12 protein-coding genes are annotated in these 13,991 nt (G+C 71.7%); 6 read left to right on the top strand and 6 right to left on the bottom strand.

Annotated features, from left to right (window positions below):
* Positions 1-14 precede the first annotated feature (14 nt).
* From M3677_RS16640 to M3677_RS16630, 3 genes are all read right to left on the bottom strand, one after another.
* On the bottom strand, positions 15-1,718 hold the full coding sequence (locus M3677_RS16640) for a beta-N-acetylhexosaminidase (protein ID WP_251161096.1): 1,704 nt from the start codon (positions 1,716-1,718) through the stop codon (positions 15-17).
* 43 nt (positions 1,719-1,761) lie between these two features.
* Entirely contained in the window at positions 1,762-3,084 is a 1,323-nt protein-coding gene (locus M3677_RS16635) for a hypothetical protein (protein WP_251161095.1), read from the bottom strand.
* Positions 3,085-3,195: 111 nt separating this feature from the next.
* Positions 3,196-4,101 (bottom strand): ROK family protein, encoded by a 906-nt coding sequence (locus tag M3677_RS16630; RefSeq protein ID WP_251161094.1) that lies wholly within the window; start codon positions 4,099-4,101, stop codon positions 3,196-3,198.
* A 216-nt stretch (positions 4,102-4,317) separates the two neighbouring features.
* Here M3677_RS16630 and M3677_RS16625 point away from each other — a divergent pair, with 216 nt between their 5' ends.
* The 4 genes from M3677_RS16625 (at position 4,318) to M3677_RS16610 (ending at position 8,815) form a co-directional block, all read left to right on the top strand.
* Positions 4,318-5,466: an ROK family transcriptional regulator gene (locus tag M3677_RS16625; protein ID WP_251154378.1), complete on the top strand. Its 1,149-nt coding sequence runs from the start codon at positions 4,318-4,320 to the stop codon at positions 5,464-5,466.
* A 34-nt stretch (positions 5,467-5,500) separates the two neighbouring features.
* On the top strand, positions 5,501-6,829 hold the full coding sequence (locus tag M3677_RS16620) for a sugar ABC transporter substrate-binding protein (protein ID WP_251154377.1): 1,329 nt from the start codon (positions 5,501-5,503) through the stop codon (positions 6,827-6,829).
* A gap of 79 nt (positions 6,830-6,908) precedes the next feature.
* Positions 6,909-7,892 (top strand): carbohydrate ABC transporter permease, encoded by a 984-nt coding sequence (locus tag M3677_RS18525; protein ID WP_066651231.1) that lies wholly within the window; start codon positions 6,909-6,911, stop codon positions 7,890-7,892.
* Positions 7,889-8,815, top strand: a complete 927-nt coding sequence (locus M3677_RS16610; RefSeq protein ID WP_251161093.1) for a carbohydrate ABC transporter permease — start codon at positions 7,889-7,891, stop codon at positions 8,813-8,815. The genes M3677_RS18525 and M3677_RS16610 overlap by 4 nt, the downstream gene beginning before the upstream one ends.
* A 55-nt stretch (positions 8,816-8,870) precedes the next feature.
* Here the strand turns inward: M3677_RS16610 and M3677_RS16605 are convergent, their stop codons facing one another.
* A complete protein-coding gene (locus tag M3677_RS16605) occupies positions 8,871-9,863 on the bottom strand; it encodes an alpha/beta hydrolase (RefSeq protein WP_066651234.1) in 993 nt (330 codons plus the stop codon).
* Positions 9,856-11,379 (bottom strand): MFS transporter, encoded by a 1,524-nt coding sequence (locus M3677_RS16600; protein WP_308201988.1) that lies wholly within the window; start codon positions 11,377-11,379, stop codon positions 9,856-9,858. The genes M3677_RS16605 and M3677_RS16600 overlap by 8 nt, the downstream gene beginning before the upstream one ends.
* Before the next feature lie 263 nt (positions 11,380-11,642).
* Here M3677_RS16600 and M3677_RS16595 point away from each other — a divergent pair, with 263 nt between their 5' ends.
* A complete protein-coding gene (locus tag M3677_RS16595) occupies positions 11,643-12,317 on the top strand; it encodes a hypothetical protein (protein ID WP_251161092.1) in 675 nt (224 codons plus the stop codon).
* 45 nt (positions 12,318-12,362) lie between these two features.
* A complete protein-coding gene (locus M3677_RS16590; protein ID WP_209684709.1) occupies positions 12,363-13,166 on the top strand; it encodes an SDR family oxidoreductase in 804 nt (267 codons plus the stop codon).
* A gap of 34 nt (positions 13,167-13,200) precedes the next feature.
* On the opposite strand, the gene M3677_RS16585 is transcribed toward M3677_RS16590, so the two are convergent.
* Positions 13,201-13,755, bottom strand: a complete 555-nt coding sequence (locus tag M3677_RS16585) for a hypothetical protein (protein ID WP_209684707.1) — start codon at positions 13,753-13,755, stop codon at positions 13,201-13,203.
* Positions 13,756-13,991: the final 236 nt, after the last annotated feature.

Raw genomic sequence — 13,991 nt, 5'->3', positions numbered from 1 at the left:
CCGCCCGGTCGCGACTACGGCGTCGACGCGCCGTTCGCGATGTTCGCGGTGACCGCGTCGATGTACGCGGCGCGCTCCGCACGCGTCTGGGGGCGACCCGGCACACCGGGCCGTTCCTCCCACGGGCGCGGGCCGGACTCGTGCCGGTACGCGACGCCGAGCGCGTCGAGCCGGGTGAGGTGGTGCGTCAACCGCTGCCGGAACTCCTCGACGTCGCGAGGGCGGGCGACGTCCGCCGACCAGAGCGCCTCGGACAGGGCGACCACGCGCGGGAACAGCTGGTAGTCGAGTCGGCCGACGGTGTCGACGTGCTCGGTCCACATGTTCGCCTGCCCACCGATGACGTGTGCCCGCTCCGCCTCGGTGAGCTCCGCGGGCACCGGGTCGAAGGCGTACACGTCGTCGACGGTGAGCACGATCGACACCGGGATCGGCTCGTTCGGCAGGTCGCTCTGCCGGTAGTCGAGGTAGACCTGGTCGTCCGGTGTCGAGATGACGTCGTGCCCACGCCGTGCGGCGGTGATCGCACCCTGCAACCCGCGCCACGAGACGACGGTCGCCGACGGGGACAGCGTGCCGCCCTCGAGGATCTCGTCCCACCCGAACGCCCGGCGTCCGTGCGACTCGAGGTGCGCCGCGAGCTGTCCGACGATCCAGGCCTGCAGCTGCTCCTCGTCCGCGAGGCCGAGCTCCCGGATGCGCTCCTGGGTGCGGGGATCGTCCTCCCACTGGTCCTTCGGGCACTCGTCGCCGCCGAGGCCGATGTACTCGGAGGGGAAGAGCGCGACGACCTCGTCGAGCACGTCCGTGAAGAACCGCACCGTGCTGTCCTCGGCGTTCATCACGTCGTGCGCGATGCCCCACTCGGTCCACACGTCGAGCTGCCGCTCCGGGTGCACGCCGAGCTCCGGGTACGCGGCCAGCGCGGCGCGGACGTGTCCGGGGGTCTCGATCTCCGGCACGACCGTGACGAACCGGTCGGCCGCGTAGGCCACGATCTCGCGGATGTCGTCCTGGGTGTAGGAGCCGCCGTGCGGGCGTCCGTCCTTCCCCGCGACCCGGAGCGTGCCGTCCGCGTCCGGCACGTGTGCGCCGACCTGCGACTCGGTGCGCCACGACCCGACCTCGGTGAGCCGCGGGTACTTCGTGATCTCGATGCGCCAGCCCTGGTCCTCGGTCAGGTGGAAGTGCAGGCGGTTGAGCCGGTGCACGGCGAGCTGGTCGACGAGGCGCAGGACCTCCGCCTTCGTGCGGAAGTGCCGGGCGACGTCGAGCATCACGCCGCGCCAGGCGAAGGCCGGGGCGTCCTCGACGACCGTCACCGGGAGCGTCCACCCCTCGGTGCGCACCTGGCCGCGGCGGTACACGTCGGCGGGGAGCAGCTGGAGCAGTGCCTGGACGCCGTAGAAGACGCCGGCGGGGCCGCCGCCGGTGACGACGACGCCCTCGGTGGTGACCTCCAGCCGGAAGGCCTCCGAGCGGTCACCGCCGGGGCCCTCCGGCAGGTCACTCGGATCGGCGGCGATCCGGAGGGCGACCAGGGGGACGTCGGTCGCGCCGGCGGCGCCGAACAGGGGGAGACGGGTGGAGGCGCGCAGGACCTGCTGCAGGTACTGCGCGACCGGCTCGGCCGCGGGGTCGGCGGTGACGCGGGTCCGCTCGTCGAGGGTGAACGAGCCGGCGCCGTCGACGCGGGAGCGGGGGCGGGGGATGAGCATGCGGTGCTGTCCTTCCGGGGTGGTCGGGGACGGATCGGGATGGTCAGAGGCGGAACGGGTTCGTGCGGGTGACGGCGAGCAGGTACCAGGCCGTCGCACCGGTGTGCAGGCTCGAGTGGTAGAGGTCGCCGAACCCGGTGTCGAGTCCGTCGGACGACGCCGAGACGATGCCCTTCCCGTCGCCGTTCGCCTGCGTGCGCTGCGCGAGCTGGACGCTGTCGAGGACCGAGGCGGACCGGGTGCGGTCCGTTCGCGTGCCCCGCGCCTCCAGGGCGAGCGCCAGCTGACCGGACCCCTCGAACCAGACCTTGCTGACGTCCGTGTCCGAGAAGGACGGGCCGGTGTACGGACCGTCGTGGGCGATGAGGTGGTCGAGCACCCAGGTGACCGATGCGGAGTACCGGCGATCGAGCGTGGCGAGGTACGCCCAGACCTGCACGTCCTCGGGGATCGGCGTGCGGTTGATCGTCGTGCCGTCCGGGTCGGTGCCGGTCCACAGGTGCCCGTCGGTCCGGTCCTGCATCGCGCGGACGAAGGACTCCGCCAGGGTCGCTCGTCGGGACCAGGTGCGGTCGCCGGTGAGCCGGGCGAGCTGGGTGAAGAACGCCGTCACGTCGATGTTGTGCTCGGTCGACTTGTAGGTGATCGGCTGGTCGTCGGCGTTCCGTCCGCCCGTGTACCCGGCGGGCTGTCGTACGTCGTCGCGGGCGTTCGTCTCGATCCAGGTGCCGAGCCGGAGCGCGCCGTCGAGGAACCGACGTTCCCGGGTGACCACGAACAGGCGGCAGAACGCCATGCCGACCCACGACTGGTTCCCCGTGTAGGCGGCGGGGGAACCGATGTCGATCGGACGCGGGGGCGTCGCGACGGGGAAGGTGTCGGGTTGGTACGAGGCCCGGGTCCGACCGTCGCCGATCGGGTCCGCAGCCTGCAGCGCCAGCAGGGTGTCCCCGAGCACCGTGGCCCGCTGGACGTCGCGGTGCCGGCCCCGGCCGAGCCAGGCCAGCACCATGAGGGCATCGTCGTAGGCGAACGACGACACGAACTCGGTGGGCAGCGACGCGAAGTACCCACCGAAGTAGCTGCGGGGGAGGCGGAGCTCCGTGCCGGAGCCGTACTCGTCCATGCGGAGGTCGAGGTACTCGTAGGCGAGGTCGCGGGAACGGCCGCGCGACACCGGACCGGCCGGGGGTCGAGCACCCCCGCGCGGTACGGCCGGCGGCGTCGCGGCGGCGATGCCCGGGGCGCCGAGCGTGACCGCGGCGGACGCGACGGTCGCCGCGGCGCCGAGCACGATCCCTCGGCGCGTCAGCGTGCCGCTCGCTCGGGGGCTGTCGTGGTCGGAGGGACGGGATGTTCCGGTCATGGTGTGCTCACTTCCGCTGCGTCGGGACGCGATCGGTGGGTTCGAGGCTTCGGTGGTGCGGGCGGCCGGTCGACCGCGGTCAGGCGGTCGAGACGGCTGGCTCGACCGCGGTCAGGCGGTCGAGACGGCCGGCGCGGGCGCGAGGAACGCGGCCCCGAGTGCGGCGAGCGGACGGTCGACGGGGGCGATGTGGACCCTGGACGACAGGTCGAGCGAGGCGGCGAAGGGGGACGTGCGCGCGGCGCCGTCGAAGCCGGCGCGCACGCGGGCGAGCAGGCGTTCGCCGAGGGTGGCGAGCCCACCGCCGACGACGACCGACTCGACGTCGGCCGTGACGACGAGGATGCGCACGGCCGATGCGAGGCCCGAGACGAAGCGGTCGCGGACGGCGACGGCAGCGGGATCACCCGCGTCGGCCGAGTCGAACAGGGCCGTCGCTGCGGAGCTGCCGTGGCCCGGCCACGCGACTGCCAGGGCGGACCCCGATGCGAGGGTCTCGAGGCAGCCGCGCTGACCGCACACGCAGGGCTGCCCGTCCGGCACGACCGGGATGTGCCCGACCTCGCCGGCGTTGCCCCGTGCTCCGCGCCACAGGCGCCGGTCGACGACGAGTCCGGCGGCGAGTCCCGTCCCGATGTTCAGGTACGCGTGCGGCCCGTCGAGCTGCATCGCCTGCGCGGCACCGAGCGCGGCGACGTTCACGTCGTTCTCGACCTGGACCGCCGCGCCCGTCGCAGCGGCCACCAGCGGACCGAGTGCGACCTCCGAGAGCCCGAGGTTGACAGCGTGTCGCACCCAGCCGGTCTCGTGGTCGACCAGACCGGGGACACCGATGCCGATCGTGTCCGCGGTCGAGCGCGTCCGGACCTCGAGCGATCGGACGACGGCGAGCGTCTCGGCCACCACCGCGTCGGGCCCGAAGCCGGTCGGGACCCGGACCCGATCGACCACGTCGCCCGCCGGTGAGACGGCGACGGCGTCGATCTTCGTCCCGCCGATGTCGAGGCCGATCCTCATGGTGCTCCCGTCCTGGGGGTGCGCGGCCTCGTCAGCGAGGACGCGGCGTCAAGGCTGCGCATGCGGGTTAGTAAACACGCCTAACTCGACGCTGGCAAGAGCGTGTCGAGCAGTGTTTCCGCGAGATCACGGGGCTGTTACGGCTTCAGATCGGTGCTTGACATCGGATTAGGAACGGTCCTTTACTAAGGCAACCACTCGGAGGGAGGAACCCCATTGGCGAACGACACGGATGCTCCGGCACCCTTCGCGGCGCAGGTACGGCGTCAACGGAGCAAGGCCCTGCCGCAGCACAGCCGGGCGCTCAACCGCTCCCTGATCCTGCAGACGCTCTTCACCGACGGCGCGATGAGCCGAGCGGACCTCTCCCGGCACTCGGGGCTCACCCGGCCGACCGTCTCCGGTCTGGTCGCCGAACTCGAGGCCGATGCCCTCGTCACCGAACTCGGGCCCCGCGAGGACCTGCGCGTCGGGAAGCCCGCGACCCTGATCAACCTGAACGTCGACGCCTTCCACATCGTCGTCGTGGACCTCTCCGTCCCCGACCACTTCGTCGGGGCGGTCACGAACCTGCGTGGCGACGTCGTCGACAGCGCGAAGATCGAGGTCGACGGTGCCGTCGGGGACCAGGCCCTCAACCGCATCATCCGACTCGTCGAGCGCCTGGCGGCGACGACGTCGCGTCGCCTGCTCGGGATCGCCGTCGGGTGCCCCGGCGTCATCGACGAGACGGGCACGGTCCTCGACTCGGTCGCACTCGGGGGCGGCTTGCCCCTGCAGCGGCAGCTCGCCGAGCACTTCCGGCTCCCGGTGCACGTCCTCAACGACGCGAACGTCGCGGCGCTCGGCGTCCACGCCTTCGAGGTCGACCCGACCCGGGACGTGCTCGTCGTCGCGCTCGAGCACGGCGTGGGGACGGGGATGGTGCTCGGCGGACGACTCGTGCTCGGTGAGCGCTACGCGGCAGGTGAGATCGGCCACCTGACGATCGACGAGGACGGCGAGCCGTGCCCCTGCGGGCGCCGTGGGTGCCTCGAGGTGATCATCGGGGCCGACCACCTGGCTCGGCGGCTCGACGCTGCCCCCGTCGCCGACCGTGCCGGCCTCCTCCGGTCTGCGGGGGACACCCTCGGCCGGGTGCTCGCTCCGATCGTCAGTGCTGTGAACATCACCGAGATCGTCGTCACCGGGCCCGCCGACCTCGTCGAGGGTCCCCTCGTGCAAGCCGTGCACGACACCGTCTCGGCCCGCACGCTCGCGAGCGTGGGTGACGACCTCGCCGTGACGGCCACGTCCACCAACAGCGACCTGATCCTCCGGGGCGGGGCAGCGTTCCTGCTCGCCGCGGAGCTCGGGGTCAGCTGATCCGACACAGCAGAACGACCACCAAGGAGAAGCAATGCGTACGAAGAAGTTCGCGGCAGCAGCTGCCGTGGCCCTGACCGTCGCCCTCGGGGTGACCGCGTGCTCCAGCGCCGGCAACACCGGTGCTGGTGGCAGCGGTGGCACCAAGGAGATCGGGGACGTCAAGGGGGACGGCAAGACGCTGACCGTGTGGGCGATGACCGGGGACTACTCCGACAAGACCATCGCCGCGATCAACGACCAGTTCGAGAAGGAGACCGGCGCGAAGGTCAAGGTGCAGATCCAGCAGTGGGACGGCATCACGACCAAGGTCTCGACCGCGCTGGCCACGAACACGCCGCCGGACGTCCTCGACCTCGGCAACACGCAGGTCGCGAGCTACGCAGCGAACGGCGCGTTGCTGGACCTCACCCCGTACGAGTCGGACCTGGCACAGGGGCAGACCTGGCTCGACGGCCTGTCCGACCCGGCCACGGTGGAGGGCTCGCTCTACGGCGTCCCCGGTTTCGCCGGCGCCCGATCGGTCATCTACAACAAGCAGATGTGGAAGGACGCCGGCATCACGGAGGTCCCGACCACCTACGAGGAACTGACGGCCGACCTCGACAAGGTCAAGGCAGCGAACACCGCGAAGGACTTCTCCGCCTTCTACATGCCCGGTCAGTACTGGTACGCCGGGATGCAGTTCGTCTGGGACGCGGGCGGTGACATCGCGACCGAGGACGGCGGGACGTGGAAGGCCGGGTTCGGCGACGCGAAGGCGCAGCAGGGCCTCGAGGACTTCCGGGCGTTCGCGAACGCGTACTCGACGAAGGCCTCGGCCACCCTCAACACCGACAGCCCGGACATGAACCAGGTCTTCGCGGACGGCAAGACATCGGCCATCCTCAGCACCAGCGGCACGCTCGGGCTCATCGAGCAGGCGAACCCGGAGATGACGGCGGACACGATGGGCACCTTCCCGTTCCCGGGGAAGTCCGGGAAGACACAGCCGGTCATGCTCGGTGGATCGGACTGGGGCATCGCAGCGAAGTCCGGCAACACCGACCTGGCGCTCAAGTGGGTCGAGATCGCGTCGAGCCCGGACGTCCAGAGCAAGTACGTCTACGGCGACAACGGCTGGATCCCGAACAGCACCGAGGGCATCAAGGCCGCCGACTCCAGCCTGAGCGCGATCAACAAGGCCTTCTTCACCGCCGCGTTGAACTCGAAGGCGACCCCGGCCAACGCCCGGTGGGCCGACCTCGAGGGTGACCAGAGCATCAACACCCTGTTCTCGAGCATCGTCTCCGGTTCGAAGACGCCGGAGGAAGCCGCGGCGACCTTCGACAAGGCCGCCGACGACGTCCTGAACAAGCAGTAGGACGACCCACCAGGACGGTGCGGGTGCCGTCGTCACGCGACGGCTCCCGTACCGCCCGCCCCGACCGGAAAGGCCAGACGTGACCGTCTCAGCCACCCGCCCGAGCACGGAGCGCCGCAGCCGCCCCGACCGCTCGCCCGGGGATCGTCCCGGCGGCGCTCCGCAGCGCCGGGCAACCCGCTCGTTCGCCCCCCTCTGGCTCCTGACCCCAGCAGGGCTCGTGCTCGTCTTCGTGACGGTCGCCCCCATCGTCTTCCTGGTCTTCACGTCGTTCACCGACTACGACCAGCGCTCGCTCTTCACCGGTGCGTACGACGCCGTCGGGCTGGCGCAGTACGGGCAGATCCTCTCCGACCCGGCCTTCTGGGCATCGCTCGTCCGCACCGTGCTGTTCACGGCGGCGATGGTCCTCGGGAGCATCCTGATCGGCGCGGGCGTCTCGCACCTGATGACCCGGCTGGGCGTGGTGCTCCGCTACGCCGTCACGATCGTCCTGATCTGTGCGTGGGGCATGCCGAACGTGGCGTCCTCGCTCGTGTGGAACTGGCTCTTCCAGCCGGGCTACGGGGTCGTGAACTGGGCGCTCACGCAGCTCCGGGTCTTCGGTGACATGACCGACACCGACTGGGGCAACAGCGCCGGCCTGGCGTACACGTCCATCTGGATGCTCGTCGTCTGGCAGGCGGTGCCCTTCATCGCGCTCACCCTGTACGCCGCCGAGACGCAGATCCCGATCGAGGTGAAGGAGGCCGTCCGGCTCGACGGCGGCTCCGAGTGGACGGTGTACCGCGTCGTCACGATCGAGTACCTCCGACCGACCCTGCTCCTCGTCACTATGCTCTCGATCATCTGGGACTTCAACGTCTTCAACCAGATCTGGCTCGTCTCGCAGGGCGGTCCGGACGGTGCGACGTCCACCCTCGGTGTCTTCACCTACGTCACCGCATTCGTCGGGCACGACATCGGGACCGGCTCGGCGGTCGCCGTGATCGCGGCGCTGATCCTCATGGCGCTCAGTGCCCTCTACATCCGGAACCTCGTCCGATCGGGAGAAGAGCTGTGACCACCGCGATGCCGACGGGCGTCCCCGTCCGAGCCGACGTCCCCGCAGCCGTCCCCACCCCCGAGGGCGTCGCGGCGACGAGACGCATCCGCCGTCGCCGGCGCCCCGTGCGCTGGATCAGCAGCTCCATCGCGATCGTGTTCTGCGTCGTCTGGATCTTCCCGGTCTACTGGATGATCAACACGGCCTTCAAGCCCCGCTCCGAGGCCCTGACCAGCACCCCGCTCTTCGCTCCGGCTCACCCCACGCTCGACAACTTCGTGACGGCCTTCACCCGAGCGGACTTCCTGATCTACCTGGGCAACTCGACCATCGTCGTGGCAGGGGCCGTCGTGCTCTCGCTGGCCCTGGGCATCCTGGCGTCGGCGGCACTCTCGCGGTTCCGGTTCCGTGGCCGTCGCACGATCCTCGTCACGATCCTGCTCGTCCAGATGCTGCCGGGGACCGCACTGCTCATCCCGCAGTTCCTCATCTTCAACCAGGTCGGCCTCACCGGTACCTACGCGGGGCTGATCCTGGCCTACGTGGCTGCGGTGCTGCCGTTCTCGATCTGGGTCATGCGCGGCTTCTTCCTCGCGATCCCGATGGAGGTCGAGGAGGCAGCGCGCATCGACGGTGCCAGTACGTGGCAGGTCCTGACGAAGGTGCTCTTCCCCCTGGTGATGCCGGGCATGATCGCGACGAGCGTCTTCGCGTTCATCGCCGCGTGGAACGACTACATCGTCGCGTACACGTTCATGCAGGACCAGGCGCACTACACGCTGCCCGTGTGGCTCGCGTCGTTCACCACCCAGACGACCGGCACCGACTTCACCGGTCAGATGGCCGCGTCCGTGCTGTTCTCGCTGCCGGTCGTGGTGTTCTTCATGATCATCCAGCGCAACCTGGTCTCGGGGATGTCGGCGGGAGCGGTGAAGGGCTGACTCGACGGACGGGAGGCACGGTGCGGGTCCGCACCGTGCCTCCCGTCCGTGCGCGTCAGGTGCGCGGCGCCGGGTCGGGTTCCCCGAGCAGCCGGGTCGTCCAGTCGGCGAGGGCCGCGACCGCCGACCGCGAGACCGCCGCTCCCGGCACCATGCTCGTGAAGCCGTGGAACGCGCCCGGCCACACGTGCAGCTCGGCGTCGACCCCGGCGGCCCACAGCGCGCTCGCGAACGCCACGGTCTCGTCACGGAAGACCTCGGCGCTGCCGCAGTCGACGTAGGTGCGGGGGAGTCCGGACAGGTCCTCGGCGCGCGCCGGTGCCGCGTACGGGGACACGTCGTCGGTGCCCCGGCGCTCGCCGAGGTACGCGCCCCAGCTGAAGTGCATCGCCTGGCGGTCGGCCACGCCGACGCCGTCGATCTGCCGGGTCGACACGGAGGCGTCGCGGTCGTCGAGCATCGGGGAGACCAGGACCTGCGCGAGGACCTCGGGGCCGCTGCGGTCCCGGGCAAGGAGGACGGTCCCCGCGGCGAGGCCCCCGCCGGCGCTCTGGCCGGCGACGACGAGGCGCGCCCGGTCGATGCCGAGCTCGTCGGCGTGCTCCGCGACCCAGACGAGTCCGGCGTAGCAGTCCTCGACCGGGGTCGGGTCGGGGTGCTCCGGGGCGAGACGGTAGTCCACGCTGACCAGCACGACGTCGTGGTCGAGCAGCCAGTCGTCGTACGATTCGAGGTTGCCGAGGTGGTGGCCCATCACCATGCCCCCGCCGTGGATCGTGTAGACGCCCGTGGTCGGACCGGTCCGGCCGGCGCGCTGGATGACCGCGAGGTCGATCGGGTCACCGCCGTGTCCGGGGACGGTGATGCGCCGCCGCTCGAGCCCGCGGGCGCGCAGGCGGTCGTCGAGCTCCTGCTCGGTGATCTCGAGCGCACGCATCCGGGGCAGGGCCGCGGCGTCGATGGTGAACGGTCCACGGGCCTCGAGTGCGGTGAGGAAGACGCCGAGTTCGGGGTCGAAGGGCGGGCGGGGCGAGGTGGTGTCAGGCACGGGAGGGCTCCTGGTGGTGGTCGGCGGAAGTGGACGAGGAAGAGGAAGAGGAAGAGGACGTGGACGGCACCGGCGGGGTCGGGGTCGGCGTCGGTTCCGGCGTGCCCGCGCCGCGTCGCGCGCGGAGCACCCCGACGGCGACGAACAGCGCCGCGACCACGGTGATCACGGCCCCGGCGACCTGCAGCGCACCGACGACGGCGGCAGCGTGCGCTGCCGTGGTCCGGGCGACGGTCACGCTGCCGGGGACGAGCGCGGCGAGCACCGTCCCGGTCGCAGCGATCCCCACCGCCGTGGCGAGTTCGCTCGCGGTGTCGACGAGTGCCGCCCCGATCGACGTGCGGTCCGTCGGGAGCCCGGACAGGACACTCGCGCCGGCGACCGCTCCGACGACACGCATCCCGGCCGCGACGAGCACGAGGGCGACCGCGACCGCCGGGTACCCGGTACGCCCGGACAGGGTGAACACGGCGAGCCCGACGACGACGGCCGTGGCGCTCGTCCACGCGGCCCGATCGAGCCCGACCCGCCGGACGACGGGCCCGACGAAGCGGCCGCTCGCGAGGAGCACCACGACCTGGGGCAGGGTGCCGAGCGCGGCGAGGGCCGGCGGCCACCCCCACGCAGCCTGCAGCTGCAGGGTCACCGCGTAGGACAGCCCGGCGGTGGCGAGCCCGGCGGCGGCCTTGTACGCCAGACCGCTCGCGACGAGGGGCCGTGCCACCAGGGTGAGGTCGAGCAGCGGGTGCGGGGCCGTCCGCTCCCGCACGACGAAGCCCGCGACGGCGGCAACGGTGGCGGTCGCCGCGGCCCAGGTCGGCCAGCCGGTGGTGGACACGGCGAGCGTCGGGGTCACCAGGACGCCGACGACGGCGGCCGTGCCGAGCACGGCGCCGACGAGGTCGAGCGGGTGCCGGTGCAGGTCCGCCGGCCGATCGGCCACGATCCCGGAGCGGATGCCGACGAGCGCGACGAGGGCGATCGGCACGTTCGCCACCAGGAGCACCTGCCACGGCGCCACCGTGAGCACGAAGCCGCCGACCGTCGGGCCGACCGCCAGCCCGACGAGCCCGGCGGTCGACACCACGGTCAGCGCCCGGACGCGCAGGTGGTCGGCGGAGAAGAGCCGGAAGGTCAGGGCCATCGAGCCGGGCGTGGTCATCGCGGCGGCGAGGCCTGTGAGGACCCGGACGACGATGAGCTGCTCCACGCTGGTCACCAGGACGGTCGCGGCGCTCGCCGCGGCGAGCAGCACCAGCCCGACGAGCATCGTGCGGCGGCGGCCGAACCGGTCGGCGACCGCCCCGAACAGGAGCATGAGCCCGCCGAACGCGACCGAGTACGCGCTCGAGACCCACTGGAGCGAGGCAGTGGACGCGGCGAGGTCCCGACCGATCGTCGGCAGGGCGACGGTGAGGACCGAGTTGTCGAGCATCTCGAACAGGAACACGGCGGACAGCCCGGACAGGGCGATCCACGTGTCACGGAGACGGGCGGGTGGGGTGTGTGCAGACACGGGTGCACTCCTTCGATGAAGAAGTGGCGACTCCCGTGAGACGCGTGCACGCTCCCGGCCGGTGAGCGGCGCGGGATTTTTCCCTCTGCGAGGAACAGTAGCCGATCAGCGGCACGTGCAGAAGAGCGGCTGGGGACCTGCCGGGCGTGATGACTTCCGCGCCCTGCTACAAAAGCAGAACCCCGGCCGTCTGATCTGGCCGATGAGGGCCTACAGGGACGGTTCCGGGGTGTTGACATCGATCTTACGTCAGTGGGGGGATCTTGAGCAACGAGACGTGGGACTCCGTCGAGCACCACATCGGTCGCGAGCGGTTGCAGCACTACCTCGCCGCCGCGTCCGGCGACACGTCCGTCGCGAGAGCGTTGTACGACTGGAACGTCGAGGCATCGGCTGCGTTCTGGGGCTCCTTGGGGCACCTCGAAGTCGCCCTGCGCAACACTGTCGATGCGCGGATGACCGCTCGGCACGAGCGACTCGGGCGCGAAGGCCACTGGATCTTCGACGACCAGTACGAGTTCGGCCGGCGCGAGCCGCCGGCTGCGCACCAGTACCCCTACGTGGACGTCGTCAGGGCGAAGCGCCGCGTCATGAAGAACGGGAAGCCGGTGACGCCAGGGCAGTTGATCTCAGAGGTCTCGTTCGGGTTCTGGCACCAGATGGTCTCCCGGGCGCAGATGCGGTTCTGGCCCGACGTCGCAACGGGGTTCCCCGGCGCTCCCGATCGAGCGCAGACGACCGTTCGTGCACCGGTCAGCCGCCTCCGCGACCTCCGGAACCGCATCGGCCACCACCACCGCATCTGGAACCAGGACCTCCGAGGACGGTACGACGACGTCCTGTTGGTCACCGGGTACATCGATCCGGTGCTCAGTGCCTGGGTCGATGCTCGGTCAGCAGTCCCCGCGGTCCTGCGTCGTCGTCCCCAGCTCTCCTGACGCCGTCCGGGTCGATCCCGCCACCACCGGGTGTACGCAGGACCCATGAGCCGTCCCCGCAGCCCCTTCCGTGGCCTCCGCGCCCTCGTCACCGGCGCCAGTGGGGGGATCGGCGAGGCGGTCGCCCTCGGGCTCGCCGCAGCCGGCGCCGACGTCGTGCTGGTCGCCCGGTCCGAGGGCCGGCTCGACGCGCTCGCCGAGCGCATCCGCCGCGACCACGGCGTGACGGCGACGGTGCTCCCCGCGGACCTCGCCACGGCGGACGGCGTCGACGGGGTCGTCGCACGTCTCGGGGGCACCCGGGTGGACATCCTCGTCGCGAACGCCGGCGTCGGCGACCACGGGCCGTTCGCCGCCTCGACGGACGAGCGGCTCCGGACCCAGGTCGACCTCAACTGCACCGCGGTCGTCCGCCTCGTCCACGCGTTCCTGCCCGGCATGCTGGAGCGTCGGATCGGCGGGGTGATGACCGTCGCGTCGACGGCCGCGTTCCAGCCGACGCCGCAGATGGCCGTCTACGGCGCGACGAAGGCGTTCGTGCTGTCGTTCACCGAGGCGGTCTGGCAGGAGAACCGGGGGAGCGGGGTGCGGTTCCTCGCCCTCTGCCCCGGCCCCACCGCGACGGGCTTCTTCGACGAGGCCGCCCGGGGATCGGGGTCGGCGGGCGTCATGGAACGCGGTCGGCAGTCGGCGGAGCAGGTCGCGGCCGTGGGGCTCCGGGCGTTCGCGCGGCAGGGCGGTCCGACGGTGGTGTCCGGCCTCGGCAACGCCGTGACGGCGAACGCCCACCGGTTCGTCCCGCGCGGACTGATGGCACGGATGTCGGCGCTCGTCACGGGCGGTGAGTGACCGTCCGGGCCGGCTGGTCACCGGGAGGGGCTGCTCACCCGTAGCCCTCGCTGTACAGCCGCCACCCGTCGGCGGTGTGGCGGAAGCAGAACTGCCACCCCTCGAGCGTCCCGGGGTCGTCGCCGTTCATGTTCGTCTGCTTGACGTCCACCGGGATGCACTGCACCGCGACCCCGCCGTTCTCGTCCGCGGGCCGTCGCTCGACGGTGCCGACGTTCCGGTGGGCGAGCAGGTCCGGGTGCTCGTCGAACCAGGACGTCGGCTGCCGCTGCCCGCACCACGCCTGGTCGGGTGACGACGGCGCGTGCGCAGCCGTGAGGGCTTCGGTCACCGCGCAGTCGTGGGCCTCGGCGGCGCGGAGGTAGACGCGGAGGACCTGCTCCGACGAGGCGCTCGCCGGAGGGAGGCGTCGCGCGGTCTCGGCAGCGTGCTCGAGGTGCACGCCGATGCCGACCCCCGTGGCGACGACGGCCAGCGCGGCAGCGGACACGAGGACCGGCAGGACCCGTCGTCGTGGCGCTCGGTCGTGCGTCGTGTCCGTGGCGCCTCCTTCGACAGCGGTCGGATCCCCCTTGCTCGACCCTGACACGACAGCGCTCCCATCGGCATCCCCCTGCGGGACGAAGCCGACCGGCCGGTCGGCCGATCGGCTCGTCGTGTCACCCACGAGCGGGCAGGACACGCCGCTCGTCCTCCGCCCGGAGGGCGGAGGACGTCGGTGTGCGGCTCCGGACGTGACGGATCTGGCCCGCTCGGTGGGCCGGACGCACCCACGACGCGGACGGACGGGAGGCGCGGTGCCAGCTGGCACCCCCCCACCCCTCC

Origin of the sequence: Curtobacterium sp. P97, from assembly GCF_023712445.1 — a bacterium.
GTDB lineage: Bacteria > Actinomycetota > Actinomycetes > Actinomycetales > Microbacteriaceae > Curtobacterium.
The sequence above is the reverse complement of the archived record's forward strand: the minus strand, read 5'-3'. Positions and strand labels throughout refer to the sequence as shown.

What these genes read in the sequence shown, in the direction of transcription:
- M3677_RS16640 (WP_251161096.1), bottom strand. Translation starts at nt 1,718, where the DNA reads ATGCTCATCCCCCGCCCCCGCTCCCGCGTCGACGGCGCCGGCTCGTTC.
- M3677_RS16635 (WP_251161095.1), bottom strand. Translation starts at nt 3,084, where the DNA reads ATGACCGGAACATCCCGTCCCTCCGACCACGACAGCCCCCGAGCGAGC.
- M3677_RS16630 (WP_251161094.1), bottom strand. Translation starts at nt 4,101, where the DNA reads ATGAGGATCGGCCTCGACATCGGCGGGACGAAGATCGACGCCGTCGCC.
- M3677_RS16620 (WP_251154377.1), top strand. Translation starts at nt 5,501, where the DNA reads ATGCGTACGAAGAAGTTCGCGGCAGCAGCTGCCGTGGCCCTGACCGTC.
- M3677_RS16590 (WP_209684709.1), top strand. Translation starts at nt 12,363, where the DNA reads ATGAGCCGTCCCCGCAGCCCCTTCCGTGGCCTCCGCGCCCTCGTCACC.